At 67.8% G+C, this 12941-nt stretch carries 8 protein-coding genes and 6 pseudogenes; 4 read left to right on the forward strand and 10 right to left on the reverse strand.

Features of this window, described 5'->3' with window-relative positions:
* The 4 genes and pseudogenes from FQ389_RS11765 to FQ389_RS11780 all read right to left on the reverse strand — a co-directional run.
* A pseudogene (locus FQ389_RS11765) lies at positions 1 to 371 on the reverse strand (biotin carboxylase N-terminal domain-containing protein); the annotation flags it as partial.
* Positions 372 to 382: 11 nt separating this feature from the next.
* Positions 383 to 1018 (reverse strand): vitamin K epoxide reductase family protein, encoded by a 636-nt coding sequence (locus FQ389_RS11770; RefSeq protein ID WP_144207843.1) that lies wholly within the window; start codon positions 1016 to 1018, stop codon positions 383 to 385.
* A gap of 8 nt (positions 1019 to 1026) precedes the next feature.
* Positions 1027 to 1794 (reverse strand): DsbA family protein, encoded by a 768-nt coding sequence (locus tag FQ389_RS11775; RefSeq protein ID WP_144207847.1) that lies wholly within the window; start codon positions 1792 to 1794, stop codon positions 1027 to 1029.
* 97 nt (positions 1795 to 1891) lie between these two features.
* Positions 1892 to 3012: pseudogene (locus FQ389_RS11780) on the reverse strand (alpha/beta hydrolase); the annotation flags it as partial.
* A gap of 117 nt (positions 3013 to 3129) precedes the next feature.
* Between FQ389_RS11780 and FQ389_RS11785 the strand changes: the two are divergent.
* Together FQ389_RS11785 and FQ389_RS11790 are read left to right on the forward strand one after the other, a co-directional pair.
* Positions 3130 to 3739, forward strand: a pseudogene (locus FQ389_RS11785) (aldo/keto reductase); the annotation flags it as partial.
* 60 nt (positions 3740 to 3799) lie between these two features.
* Positions 3800 to 4588 (forward strand): aldo/keto reductase, encoded by a 789-nt coding sequence (locus FQ389_RS11790; protein ID WP_144207850.1) that lies wholly within the window; start codon positions 3800 to 3802, stop codon positions 4586 to 4588.
* Positions 4589 to 4604: 16 nt separating this feature from the next.
* Here FQ389_RS11790 and FQ389_RS11795 read toward each other — a convergent pair.
* The 3 genes and pseudogenes from FQ389_RS11795 to FQ389_RS11805 form a co-directional block, all read right to left on the reverse strand.
* A pseudogene (locus tag FQ389_RS11795) lies at positions 4605 to 5319 on the reverse strand (HNH endonuclease family protein).
* A gap of 70 nt (positions 5320 to 5389) precedes the next feature.
* Positions 5390 to 7624, reverse strand: coding sequence for an ATP-dependent DNA helicase RecG (recG, locus tag FQ389_RS11800; RefSeq protein ID WP_144207852.1), 2235 nt, complete (start codon positions 7622 to 7624; stop codon positions 5390 to 5392).
* 2 nt (positions 7625 to 7626) lie between these two features.
* Positions 7627 to 9300 (reverse strand): DAK2 domain-containing protein, encoded by a 1674-nt coding sequence (locus FQ389_RS11805; RefSeq protein WP_144207855.1) that lies wholly within the window; start codon positions 9298 to 9300, stop codon positions 7627 to 7629.
* A 217-nt stretch (positions 9301 to 9517) separates the two neighbouring features.
* Between FQ389_RS11805 and rpmB the strand changes: the two genes are divergently transcribed.
* Positions 9518 to 9712 (forward strand): 50S ribosomal protein L28, encoded by a 195-nt coding sequence (gene rpmB, locus FQ389_RS11810; protein WP_144207858.1) that lies wholly within the window; start codon positions 9518 to 9520, stop codon positions 9710 to 9712.
* Between the two features lie 30 nt (positions 9713 to 9742).
* On the opposite strand, the pseudogene FQ389_RS11815 reads toward rpmB, so the two are convergent.
* Positions 9743 to 10589 (reverse strand): annotated as a pseudogene (locus FQ389_RS11815) (SDR family NAD(P)-dependent oxidoreductase).
* Positions 10590 to 10685: 96 nt separating this feature from the next.
* Between FQ389_RS11815 and FQ389_RS11820 the strand changes: the two are divergent.
* Positions 10686 to 11131: pseudogene (locus FQ389_RS11820) on the forward strand (nuclear transport factor 2 family protein).
* A gap of 44 nt (positions 11132 to 11175) precedes the next feature.
* On the opposite strand, the gene FQ389_RS11825 reads toward FQ389_RS11820, so the two are convergent.
* Both FQ389_RS11825 and FQ389_RS11830 read right to left on the reverse strand, forming a co-directional pair.
* The gene (locus tag FQ389_RS11825) at positions 11176 to 11859 is read right to left on the reverse strand and encodes a uracil-DNA glycosylase (RefSeq protein ID WP_144207861.1); all 684 of its coding nucleotides are present in this window, start codon (positions 11857 to 11859) and stop codon (positions 11176 to 11178) included.
* A gap of 54 nt (positions 11860 to 11913) precedes the next feature.
* Entirely contained in the window at positions 11914 to 12882 is a 969-nt protein-coding gene (locus tag FQ389_RS11830; RefSeq protein WP_144207934.1) for a thiamine-phosphate kinase, read from the reverse strand.
* Positions 12883 to 12941: the final 59 nt, after the last annotated feature.

The following is a 12941-nucleotide window of genomic DNA, read 5'->3' on the forward strand; positions in this document are numbered from 1 at the left end:
ATCGCGGGCAGCCTGAATGGCCCGTGCTTTATTCCATTCAGCTCAAGGATTTCCGCGCCCGAGCCCACGAACGTGATACAGGCCGCTGCGCACGCCGCGACCAGGTCTGGGTTCTCCGACAGGAAACCGTAGCCGGGGTAGACGGTGCCGGCCCGCTGCGCGGTTTCAACGATCTCGTCGATGGACCGGTACGCCCGCACCGAATGACCGACCTCGCCGATCTGATAGGACTCGTCAGCCTTGAGGCGATGCTGGGAACTGCGGTCCTCGTAAGCATAGACCGCGACGGTGCCCACCCCAAGTTCGTAAGCCGCGCGGAAAGCACGAATCGCGATTTCACCGAGATTGGCCACCAGCACCTTGGAAATCACCCTTAGACTCCTCACAGCAGCGTCGACCAGTAGTCCCAGCACCGAACCATGATCAATAGAAACACCCCGGCAAACCAAAGCGTGGTGAGCGACCACCGCCATTGATGGAGCAGCCTGGCCGCGGTGCTGTCCCAGCTTTCCAGCACCGGTCGGAACGCAATCGACCCGACCACCACCAGCAGGGTAATCGTCATCGCCCAGACCACCATGCAGTAGGGGCACAGCACGCCGATTCGGTACAGGCTTTCGAAAATCAGCCAGTGCACGAACACCGCACCTACCAGCGTCCCGGCGGTCAGCGCCACCCAAAACCATTGGGGTAAAGGTACTTTCGCTACGGCCAGGACTCCGGAGACCAGCACCACGGTGAACGCCACGATACCCAGCAGCGGATTGGGGAAGCCAAGCAGCGACGCCTGCGGCGTCACCATCACCGAGCCGCACGAGATGATCGGGTTGAGGTTGCAGGACGGCACGTAGGACGGGGTGAGCAGGATGTCGATCTTCTCCACCGTCAAAGTCGCCGACGCGGCCAAACCGACCGCGCCGGCTATCAGCACCCACCAGGCGCTCAGCGGCGACACGGGTGCGCCACGCGTGGCAGCCGGTGCCGGATCTCCGGATGGTTCGGCGGGTTCGTCCGACACCGCAACGCCTACGCGGCCGCGGGGGCTACGGCCGTGTCGATGCCAGGGATGTCACCCACGATCGCCTTGATCTTGGCGACCAGCGCGTCCGGTGTCGACGGGTCGTAGTTCTCGCCGTTGATCTTGATCGTCGGGGTGGCGGTGATGCCCGCCGCCGAGGCTTCGCCGCTGACCTTGGCGAGGTACTTCCCGCTGTTGATGCAGTCGGGCACCTTGCCGACCACGCCGGCCTGGCGTGCGTATTCGATCAGCTTTGCGTTGTCCGGGAAGTTGGGGCCGCGTTCGTCGGGCTGGATGCCGGTGGAGAACAGCGCGGTATGGAATCGCCGGAACGCGTCCATGTTCTCGTCGGCGACACACAGCGCCGCCGCCCCCGCCCGCGACGAGTAGTTCTGGTTCTTGTTGCTGTCCAGGATGGCCGCCATCGCGTAGTCGGCCGCGATGGCACCGGTGTCGATCAGCCTGGACACCGTCGGCCCGAAGGTCCGTTCGAAATTGCCGCAGGCCGGGCACATGAAATCCTCGTAGAACGTGATCACGGCCTTGGGGTTGTTCGTGCCGGGCTGGGTGACCAGCTTGCTGGACGTGACCCGGACCGCGTCACCCCCACCGGAGGCAGCGCCCTTCTTGCCGTGATGCGACGTCACGATGTAGAAGACGAGCGACACCGCGAAGATGACGATGATGGCGGTACCGCCGATCTGGATGAGTCGGCCGGACTTGCCGTCGGAGGCCTTCAGGTCGAATCGGGGGGGACGTTTCGATTTGTCGGCCACGGTTCCGGAGGTCCTTTGCGTGCGTGAGTCGGCTTGCGAGCAGGTCCGTCGGTCGGGACGGCGCTTCTAGGTTACCGACGTGGGGCCGCAAGCGAATCAGGCGGCTCAGGTGCACGCGCAGCGACGAGATCAGATCGCTGGTCGCGGCCACGCTGCCACCGCCGAGCTGGAACAGACTGGCGAAACCGTGTGTCAACGCACCCAGGCAACCGCAGGTCCACCGGCGTCCTGGCGTCCTGCAGGGCCGCCGCGTAGCACTGTCCCTCGTCGCGCAACGGGTCGAACCCGGCGACGGCGATCAGCGCGGGCGCCAGCCCGGACAGCGACTCGGCGTGCGCCGCCGACACGCGCGGGTCCGCCAGGTCGATGCCGGTGCCCTTCAGGTACTGGTCAGCGAACCAGTCGACGTCGCGCTTGGTCAACAAGAAGCCACGGGCGAACAGGCTCAGCGACCGGTTGTACGCGGTGAAGTCGGTCCGCGGATAGAGCAGCCACTGCAGCAGCGGCGCCGGGCCACCCTCGTCGCCGGTCAGCCGACACACCATGGCGACCAGGTTGCCGCCGGCGCTGTCGCCGCCGACCGCGACCCGCCCGGGGGGACCGCGCCGAGTTCGGCGGCATGCTCACACGCACAGCGGAACGCCGCGTAGGCGTCGTCGACGGCGGCCGGCACCGGGTGCTCGGGGGCCAGCCGGTAATCGACGGACAGGACGTGCACCCCGGCGTCGCGGCCAGGTCAGCCGGCCCAGCGCGTCGACGGTATCCAGGTCGCCCAGGGCCCAGCCACCACCGTGGTAGAAGACCAGCAGGTCGGTGGCCGTGCCGCTGGCGGGACTGTAGTGCCGCGCCGGAATCGGGCCGGCGGGTCCGGGCAGCGTCAGGTCTTCGACCATGACGTGGATCTGCGGGCCGGGCAACAACTGCAGCGACTGGCGCATCTGCGCCCGCGACGCCACCGGGTCGCCGTTGACGACCAACCCGTCGATGCCGCCGAGTCGCAGCCCGGACAGCATCAGTTGCAGGGTGGGGTCCAGGGTGTTGACATCGATGATGATGGACCGGCCGGCGAACATGACCCGCCTTGCCGGGGGTTGGTATCCACGGAATCGACTTGACGCCGACGGTGGTGACGACGTCTTGCAGCCGGTCGGTACAGCGGGTCGATCCGCGTCGAGCTGACAAACCCACCTCCGGTGCGCCTGTCAGACTCTGTGTCATGTCCGGTCCCCTCGAACAAAACTCTGCGAAACACCCTGCCAAAAACGTAGTCACGCTCAACGACGGTCGTGCGATTCCCACCGTAGAGCTCGGCGTCTTTTAGGTTCCTCCGGGGGAGACCAGGGTTACGACAGCACGCTGGCCGCGTTCACGCCAGCATGGACCGGCTGGGGCTGGACTATCTCTACCTTATACCTCATCCATTGGCATACCTCATCCATTGGCCGCTTCCCGCTCTGGGAAAGTTCGTCGAGACGTTCAAGGTTTTCGCTCATCTGCGCGATCAGGACCGCATCTGTTCGATCGGAGTCAGCAACTTCGAGCCCGAGCACCTGATGGTGCTCATCGGTGCCGCCGGCATCGTCCCCGCGGTCAATCAGGTGGAGTTGCACTCGCGGTTCGCCCAGGCGGAATTGCGGAAAGTGCATACACAGAACGGAATTGCGACCGAGGCGTGGGCCCCACTGTGCCAGGGAGCGTTGCTGACGCACCCCCACGTCACCGCCGGTCGCCGACGGATGCGGGCGAACACCCGCCGTTGATTAGGTGGCATATCCAGCTCGGTAATATCGTGATCCCCAAGTCGGTAAACCCTGCACGGATTGCGAGTAACTTCGACGTGTTCGATTTCGAACTCAACGCCGATGAAATGGCGGCGATTTCCTCGCTCGACGACGGAACCCGGCTTGGCCCGGATCCGAAAACCTCCAGTTTCACAGGTAGGTGAGTGACGTTGGGCGACTCGAGCGCCGCCGTACCCTCGATTGCTCTCAATGACGAAAACACGATGCCGGTGCTCGGCCTCGGCGTCGCGGATCTGTCAAAGGACGAGACCGAGCGCGCCGTGACCGCGGCGCTAGAGGTCGGTTGCCGACTGATCGACACCGCCGCGGCGTACGGCAACGAGGCCGCCGTCGGCCGCGCCATCGCCGCCTCCGGGATCCCGCGCGCGGAGATCTTCGTGACCAGCAAGCTGGCCACCGCCGACCAAGGCTTCAAGGGTGCCGAGGACGCCTGCGTGGCCAGCGCGGAGCGGCTGGACCTGGACTACATCGACCTCTACCTGGTCCACTGGCCGGCCCCGGCGCTGGGCAAGTACGTGGATTCCTTCGGCGGGTTGTTGCAGGCCCGCGGTAAGGGACACACCCGCTCGATCGGTGTCTCCAACTTCACCCAGGAGTACCTGGAGATGGTCATCGACCTGGTCTTCACCACGCCGGCGGTCAACCAGATCGAGCTGCACCCCCTGCTCAACCAGGCCGACCTGCGCAAGGCGAACGCCCAACACAACGTCGTGACCCAGTCCTACACGCCGCTGGCGCTGGGCAAGCTGATGGACAATCCGACCATCACCTCAGTGGCCGGTGAATACGGCAAGACACCCGCTCAGGTGCTGCTGCGGTGGAACGTGCAGCTGGGCAACGCGGTCGTCTTCCGGTCCGCCTCGGCCGAGCACATTGCCAGCAACCTGGACGTGTTCGACTTCCAGTTGGCCGAGGAGCACATGGACGCGATCAACGCGCTCAACGACGGCACGCGGTTGCGCCCGGACCCGGACACCTACGAGGGTACTTGATCCGATCCGCGGGCCGTCACGAACCCGTCGGGCAGGTGGCCGCCGCCCCGCGCAACACGTCCGCCGACGCCTGGTCGACGGGTAGCTGGTAGCCGCGCAGCACCGCGATGAACTGCATCGCTTATTGGCAGGCGAACGCCTTGTTCGGCGGCATCCACAGCGCCGGCGGCTCGTCGCCACTGTCCTGATTGGCCTAGCCCTGGACCGCCGGCAGATTGGCTGGGTCGTTGCCGAAGCGCCGCCGCTGGGCATCGGGCCAGGCCGAACGCGCCAATGTCCCAGGCGTAGGCGAGCGGGACGATGTGGTCGATCTACACCGATTCGCCGACCTTGGCGCCACGCCGGAATGCGATAGTGGTGTTGGTGTACGGGTCGTGCAGGGTGCCGGTGGCCACGGCGGTGGGACACCGCTTGATCGACACGTAGGTCTTGTCGACCAGCTCGCGGTCGAGAATGTCGTCGCGGGTGTCGCAGCCGTTGTGTCCGCCCGGAGCGTCGGTGTCGTCGTCCCAGGCGTCGCCGAACGCCGCCTGGTGGTAGTCGTAGCGGTACGTGCGTTGCGGCAGCACGGCAATGCCGGCCAGCACGTCGACGCCCGGCGCCACTGTGGGGACGTCGGCGCGGGCGGTGACTTAGGCGTGCTTGGCCGAGGCGGAATCCAGCGTCTGATACGCGACCAGCACCGACAGCACGGCGGCCAGCGACAACCACAGCAGAACCTTGCGATTCACCAGCGCGGTTCTCCCTCGCCAGCGGGTGGTGCCCCCACCTCGTCGCTACGCACTGCATCGTCGCAGGCGGTCACGACTTGTCCAAATATTCAATGCGGTCGGTACCGGTGAATTGCGCTGCCAGCAAAGCTAATCCGGGCCGGTCACTGTCCTCTTGATAGGCCTGGGTGCAGTACTCGCGCGCCGCTTCTATGTAGGCCAGGTGGTCGGCCAGCGACAGCAGACGCAGCGCGATCGCCCGACCGGACTGGTTGCGGCCCAACACATCTCCCTCGCGGCGCTCCTTGAGGTCCAGCTCGGAGAGGGCGAAGCCGTCCAGGGTCTCGGCGACGGCGCGCAGTCGCCGCCCGGCGGGCGAGCCCGGCGAGCGCCAGGTCGTCAGCAGGCACAGGCTCGGATGCGCACCACGGCCGATACGGCCGCGGAGCTGATGCAGTTGGCTGATCCCGAACCGGTCGGCGTCCATCACCAGCATCACGGTGGCGTTGGGAACGTCGACGCCGACCTCGATGACAGTGGTGCACACCAGCACGTCGATCTCACCGGCCCGGAAAGCCGCCATCGCGGCGTCCTTCTCCTCGGCGGGCAGCCGGCCATGCATCAGCCCCAGTCGCAGCGCCGCCAGCTCGCCGGAGCGCAGCCGCGCGAACAGACCCTCGGCGGTTTCCGTCGGGCGCGCGTCGTCGCCGTTTTTCTTATCCTTGTCGTCGGACTCGTCGATGCGGGGCGCCACCACGTAGGCCTGCCGGCCGGCGGCGACCTCCTCGCGGATGCGCTGCCAGGCCCGGTCCAGCCAGGCGGGTTTCTCTTTGACGAAGATGACGTTACTGGTGATCGGCTGGCGCCCGAGCGGTAGTTCGCGCAGCGTCGAGGTTTCCAGATCGCCGTAGACGGTCAGTGCGACGGTGCGCGGGATCGGCGTCGCCGTCATCACCAGCAGGTGTGGTGTGATGCCGGCAGGAGCCTTGGCGCGTAACTGATCTCGCTGCTCCACCCCGAAGCGGTGCTGTTCGTCGACCACCACCATGCCGAGGTTGTGAAACTGCACCACGTCCTGCAGCAGCGTGTGCGTGCCGATGACAATACCGACCTCGCCGCTCGCGATCTGCCTGCGCACCTGATTCTTCTGCGCCGTCGACATCGACCCAGTCAGCAGTGCGGCGCGGGTGGCCACCCCGCCCTCGCTATCGGCGCCGCTCATCTGCCCGGCCATCGCCAACGGGCCGAGCACGTCGTTGATCGACCGCAGATGTTGCGCGGCAAGGACTTCGGTGGGGGCCAGCAGCGCGCACTGGTAGCCGGCATCGACCATCTGCAGCATCGCCAGCACCGCGATGATCGTCTTGCCGGACCCGACCTCGCCCTGCAACAGCCGGTTCATCGGCCGGGTCGCCGCGAGCCCTTCGGACAGCACCCCGAGCGTTTCGCGCTGCCCCGCTGTCAGCTCAAAGTGCAAGCGGCGCAACAGCTCTGCGACCAAGCCGTCCGGCCGGGGCGACGCCGACGGCCCCGATTGCGACAACTCGCCTTGCCGGCGCGCGACCAACGCCCACTGCAGGCCGACGGCCTCGTCGAAGGTCAGCCGTTCCCGCGCGCGGCGCCGGTCCCCTTCGTCCTCAGCCAGATGGATGGCGCGCAGCGCTTCGTCCTCGGAGATCAGGCCGTGCGCGGCGAGCAGCTCGGCGGGCAGCGGATCCTCGACGGGGTCGAGCACGTCGAGCACCTGGCGCACGCAGGCAAAGATGTTCCAGCTCTGCAGTTTGGTGCTGGCCGGATAGATCGGGAAGAAACGGCGTTCGAACTCCGACATCAACACCTCGCCGCCCACGGCCTGCGAGGCGTCGGCGATGGATTTGAGCGCCTTGCTGCCGCGGTTGCGCCGGCCCGGCGAGTCGAGGAGCAGAAAGTCCGGGTGCGTCAGCTGCATGACGTTTCGGAAATACCCGACCTCGCCGGAGAGCATCACCTTGGCGCCCTTGGTGAGGTCCGTGCTGAGGTAGTCCGCGTTGAAGAACGTCGCGGTCACCTTGTGGCGGCCGGAGCCCAGGGTGATGCGCAGGCATTTGCGCTTCGGGTTCTTCTTCATCGGGAACGTGTGGGTGTCGCTGATCGTGTCGACGAGGGTGATGTGCTGGCCCGTTTCGGGCCGTTCGTCGTCGCTGTCCCACCGGGCGGCGCCCTCGGAGTAGCTGCGCGGGTAATGGCGCAGCAGGTCGTCCACGGTGCGGATGCCGAACACTTCGTCGAGCGGGTCCGCGGCCTTGGCGCCCAGCACGTAGTCCAGCCGATTAGTCAGCGACACCACCGCTACTCGACCTCAATCAGTAGGGTGTCGCCGCGATGCCCGATGCGGTAGGTCAACAGCTCGGTGCCGGGGTGGTGATCGTGCACGTGCTGCTGCAGCACGTGCACGATCACCACCGCACCGCTCGAATTCGGCATGCCGGCACCGACCAGCACGGTCACCAGGTCACCACCCGAGGCCAACAGCAGGTCGAGCAGGCCGATCGCGGCCGCGGTCACGTCGTCCGCGACGATCAGCACCTCGTCGCCGGCGATGCCCAGGCCGTCACCGGGGTGGCAGTGGCCCACCCAGGTCAGCGCGCTCTCGGTGGCGACCCGCACCGAGCCGCAGCGGGCACCGCCGGCGGCCCGGGCCATCGTGTAGCCGTCGTCGACGGCCTGGCGGTCCGTTTCGTGCACGGCCAGCGCGGCGAGCCCCTGCACCATCGATCCCGTCGGTATCGGGACCACATCGATGCCCCAGCCGATGGCCGCGGTGCAGACGGCGACCAGCTCCTCGGCCGCGACATACCCGTTGGGCAGGACCCTCACATGCGCGGCCCCGGTGTCGACCACTGCCCGCATCAACTGGTGGGCGCTGGCGCTCGCCGCGTCCTGGTCGGTCGGCGACCGATCCCGTCGCAGCACGTGGGCGCCCTCGCCAGCGAACAGCGCGGCCGCACGGTCCCCGTCGACGACGGCCACCACCGCCCGCTCCCGGGTCCAGCTGCCCGCCGGCAGTCCGACCGCCCCGGAACTCAGCACGGAGATCACGATCCGGCTCAGCTGCCCAGCGGCCGACCCCGCTTCCACCGCGGTGTCGGCGTCGTCGATGTGCACGTGCACGGAGTAGCTGGACGAATCCGTGCCGATCGCCACCGATTCGCCCAGGTCCTCGAGTCGACGCCGCAGCCGGTCGGCGGCGCGCGCATCGCAGCCGGCCAGCGCGTACATCACCTCAACCTGCGGCGCGGGCCGTTCGGTGCCGGTGGGTGCCGGTTGCGCGCGCGGCGACAGCTCATAGACGGTGCGGACGGGCGCCAGCCCGGTGACCATCGAGCGCAACGCGCCCAGCAGCACCACCAAGCCCCGCCCACCGGCGTCCACCGCGCCCGTGTCGGCCAGCACTTCGAGCTGCTCGGGGGTCTTTTCCAGCGCGACCGCCGCGTCGCCGGCCGCGGTGACTGCCGCGGCCAACCCGTCGTTGGCGCAGTCGTCGACGGCCTGGGCGGCGGCCCGCAGCACCGTCACAATGGTACCAGGCACCTCCTGGCCACCCATCGAGGCGATCACCAACTCCACCCCGCGCTGCAACGCCGCGCCGAGCAGCGCCGCGTCCAGGTGCGGCAGTTCACCGCCGGCCTCGGCCGCCGCGGTCGCCGTGACCTCGGCGATGCCGCGCAGGATCTGCGACAAAATCACCCCGGAGTTGCCGCGGGCACCGTTGAGCGCGCCCACCGACAAGGCGGACCCGGTCCGGGCGACGCAGCCGGGGCCGCCGTCGGCGCCGATCCCCGCGTTCGCCTCGGCCAGCGCGGAACGCATCGTGAACAGCATGTTCGCCCCGGTGTCGGAGTTGGCGACCGGGAACACATTGAGACGGTTGATCTCGTCGATGTGCGTGATCAGGTCGCTGACGGCGGTGTGAGCCCAGTCCCGCAGCGCCGGCGCGTCGAGCAGACGATCCGGATTGCCCACGTGACCCACCTCCTGGCGCGATTCGAGCAGGCCGACCGATCTATTGAGCCTAGCCAGCGGCCGCGACAGTATAAGGGGTACAGCCGACGGTCGGTTGTACAACGTTTTGGCGGTTGCCCACCACTGTCGCTATTCTGGACCGGCCCGGGTAGCCTGGGCCGTTCCGGCTCGCGAAGCTGACAGTGCCGGATCCCCGAACATTTGAGGAGCTAAAACGATGGCCGCTGTGTGCGATATCTGCGGGAAAGGCCCCGGCTTCGGCAAGTCGGTGTCGCACTCCCACCGGCGCACCAGCCGGCGCTGGGACCCCAACGTTCAGGCCGTCCACGTGACCACTCGCCCGGGCGGCAACAAGAAGCACCTCAACGCGTGCACGTCGTGCATAAAGGCCGGCAAGGTCACCCGCGGCTAGCCTGAGCCGGCCGTCGCGCAGTCCCCTCCCCTACATCGCGATGTGCCCGGCATCGGCGAAGGCCACCAGCCGCCCGGCCGTGTCGTAGTCGCAGGCCAGTGCCGAACGCCCGGCCAGCACCGGGCCGCCGCGCAGGTCAGAACCGGCCGCTCACCCCGACGAAGCAGCCCGGCGGCACCGGCTCGCTGATACACGGTGGGCACCGCACCTTCGTCGATGTCGTTGGCGAACCGATCGGCCAACCACCTTGACGCCCCGGTGGGCCAGTGACAGCAGCGGTGTCTGCCCGATGTTCGACAGGTTCGAGGCCACCCACCCCAGGTGGGTGAGTTGACTGACGGTAGCCGACCCGCCCGCCCGCAGCCGGCGCGATCCAGTGCGAGCCCCCCACAACATGACCGCCAGCTTCGAGGACGCGTAGCTGCTCAGCCGGGTCCACTTGGTGCGGCGCAGGTGCATGTCGTCGAGGTGCAGGCTGGCCGACTTGTGCGCGTCGGAGCCGACGATGATGATCTGCGCGCGAACCCTCGGCAGCAGCAGATTGGTCAGCGCGAACGGCCCGAGCAGGTTCGTGCCCAGGGTCGTCTCGAAGCCGTCGACGGTCTCGGTGCGCCGGTCCGTGAGCGTGCCCGCATTGTTGAAACGCCCCCACCGACGCCAGATCCGAGAGGTCGAACTTGATCACCGAGGTGGGGCCGCGCATCTCGGCCGCGCACTGCTTACCTCTGTCGGCGTTGCGCACGGCCAGGATCACGTGTGCTCCGGCGGCGGCCAGCGCCCGGGCGGTGCCCAGCCCGACACCACTGGTCGTCCCCGTCACGACGATCTGTGTCCCGGTCAAGTTGCCGAGCCTGCTCGGCGTCCAAGGTAACGTCACGGCGACTAGGAGTAATAGTAGGTTCTATGTAAGTCGGGCCGGTTCTGCCAACATGGTTTGCGGCAGAGCGGACGAGTTCATCGGGGACGGCTTGGCATGAGTGACAGTGCACGCGAAATCACCAACCTGATCTACTCCTATACCGAGCTCCTCGACGGCGGCGACCTGGACGCGGTGGCCGCGCTTTTCACCCACGGGCCGCATCTGCGGCGTGGCGGACGGTCCGCCGGAAACGGTGTTCGAGGGGCCCGCCCGAGTGCGGCAGATGTACGAGATGGCCGTCCGGTTCTACGTACGACGGCACCCCAAGACCCTACACCACACCACCAATGTGCAACTGTTCCTCGACGATTACGCGGGCACCGCACGTAGCACATCGTATTATTGTGTCCCGCAAGCAACCCCGGACCTGCCCCTGCAGGTGATAGTCACCGGGCGCTACCGGGACACCTTCCACCGGGTGGGCGGCGCCTGGTGGTTCGACAGCCGCACCATGTTCATCGATCAGGTCGGCGACGTCAGCCCAGCACCTGAAGTTCTGACCGCCTGGCACCATCGAAAAGGTTGGGCCCAGAAGAATTCAGGATTACGGCAATCGCCAGTCGATCGGCTCGGCCCCCATCCCAGTGAGCAGTTCGTTAGCGCGGCTGAACGGACGCGAGCCGAAGAACCCGCGCGAGGCGGACAGCGGCGACGGGTGTGGCGACTCAATCACCACGCAATTCCGCTCGGCCAGAATAGGTTTGAGCGTCGACGCGTCGCGACCCCACAGGATCGCCACCAGGGGCCGCGACCGCGCCACCAGCGCGCGGATGGCGCACTCGGTGACCGCCTCCCACCCCTTGCCGCGATGCGACGCGGGATTGCTCGGCCGCACGGTGAGGACCCTGTTCAACAGCAGCACGCCGCGCTGCGCCCACGGCGTCAAATCGCCACACCCGGGTCGCGGGTGGCCCAGGTCGGTCGAGTACTCGTCGAAGATGTTGGCCAGGCTGCGCGGCAGCGGATGCACGTCGGGAGCCACCGAGAAGCTGAGACCCACCGCATGCCCCGGCGTCGGGTAGGGGTCCTGACCGACGATCAACACGCGCACCTGATCGAACGGAAAGGTGAAGGCGCGCAGCACGTTCGGTCCTGCGGGCAGGTACCGGCGGCCGGCCGCGATTTCCTCTCGCAGAAACTGCCCCATCCGAGTCACCTGCTCGGCGACCGGTTCTAACGCTTGCGCCCATCCTGGTTCCACGAGTTCGTTCAGCGGACGCGGAGTCATCGCAGCACCGGGACAGCGATCGCATAGACGGTCACGTTGCTATTAAAAGGCACCCTAATCCTGGAACGACTGCCAGCCCGGGTATCCCCGCCACTGGAAGCCGTCGACCAGCACCCGCGCCGGGCCGTCGAGCACGTGCCCGATGACGCGCCACCCGGGTGGCGGCGGGCCCGCGAAACACGCGGCCAGCGCGTGGTCTTCGCCGCCGCCGAGCACCCATCCGTGCGGATCCTCGTTCAGCACGGCCGCGGCCGCACCGAGCGCATCGCAGTCGGGGGTCAGTGCCGCGGTGGACAGGTCGATCCCCACCCCGGACGCCTCCGCGACGTGCCGGAGGTCGGCGACCAGGCCGTCGGAGACGTCGATCATCGCCTGCGCACCGTGGGCCGCAGCCACCGCGCCCTGACCGTAGGGCGGTTCGGGCACCAGGTGCCGGTACCGCATTTCGTCGAATCCGCTGATGCCCTTGTGCCACAACGCATATCCGGCGGCCGACCGGCCTAGCTCGCCGGCGACCGCGAGCACCGCCCCGGGCCGGGCACCGGATCGCAACACCGGGTACCGGCCGTTCAGGTCGCCGAGTACCGCGACCGAGACCACCCAATGCGGGGAACTGACCAGATCACCGCCGGCGATACCGGCACCGACCCGTGCCGCCTCGTCCCACATGCCGTCGACCATCGCTTCGACCTGCGCCGTCGGCGTCTCGGTGGGGGCGCCGAAGCCCACCACGAATGCCGTGGTGCGCCCGCCCATCGCCTCGATGTCGGCGGCGTTCTGCGCGATGGCCTTGCGGCCGACGTCGCGCGGGGTCGACCAGTCCAGCCGGAAATGCCGACCGGCCACCAGCATGTCGGTCGACACCAGCGTGCGGCCATCGCTCGCGGTCAGCACCGCCGCGTCGTCGCCGGGTCCGACCAGAACGGCTTCGGGTTGGCGGCGACCGCGCACCAGCCGATCGATGATGGCGAACTCACCGAGCCGCCCCAGCGTGGACGATCCATCCACGGCGTCGTCGGGCATGTCCACCTCCTCCACCGCGTTCGGTGCCATCAGCCCCTCGTCCAGCGGTCCGACCTGCG

It is taken from the genome of Mycobacterium tilburgii, assembly GCF_902168065.1.
In the GTDB taxonomy this organism is placed as follows: domain Bacteria; phylum Actinomycetota; class Actinomycetes; order Mycobacteriales; family Mycobacteriaceae; genus Mycobacterium; species Mycobacterium tilburgii.

Bases quoted from the DNA above. Each gene is read 5' to 3' on its own strand.
- rpmB (WP_144207858.1), top strand. From the start codon at position 9,518: ATGGCCGCTGTGTGCGATATCTGCGGGAAAGGCCCCGGCTTCGGCAAG.
- FQ389_RS11790 (WP_144207850.1), top strand. From the start codon at position 3,800: ATGCCGGTGCTCGGCCTCGGCGTCGCGGATCTGTCAAAGGACGAGACC.
- FQ389_RS11825 (WP_144207861.1), bottom strand. From the start codon at position 11,859: ATGACTCCGCGTCCGCTGAACGAACTCGTGGAACCAGGATGGGCGCAA.
- FQ389_RS11830 (WP_144207934.1), bottom strand. From the start codon at position 12,882: ATGCCCGACGACGCCGTGGATGGATCGTCCACGCTGGGGCGGCTCGGT.